Here is a 304-nt window from a genome sequence, read left to right on the forward strand (position 1 = left end):
CATCCTCATCGACACGCTGACCTTCACCATCTGCACGGGCCAGGAGGAGTCCCGCAAGGACGGCATCGCGACGATCGAGGCGATCCGGGAGCTGAAGCGACGCCACCCGGAGGTGCAGACCACGCTGGGTCTGTCGAACATCTCCTTCGGCCTGAACCCGGCCGCCCGGATCCTGCTGAACTCGGTCTTCCTGGACGAGTGCGTGAAGGCCGGTCTGGACTCGGCGATCGTGCACGCCTCGAAGATCCTGCCGATCGCCCGTTTCGACGAGGAGCAGGTCACCACCGCCCTCGACCTGATCTAC

The 304-nt window shown here is 65.1% G+C and carries 1 protein-coding gene; it reads left to right on the forward strand.

The window, feature by feature from the left end; all coding sequences use genetic code 11:
- The coding region (locus IF73_RS38450; protein ID WP_037881929.1) for a dihydropteroate synthase at positions 1–304 on the forward strand (304 nt) is incomplete at both ends.

The organism is Streptomyces sp. NRRL F-5727, assembly GCF_000719555.1.
Lineage (GTDB): Bacteria > Actinomycetota > Actinomycetes > Streptomycetales > Streptomycetaceae > Streptomyces.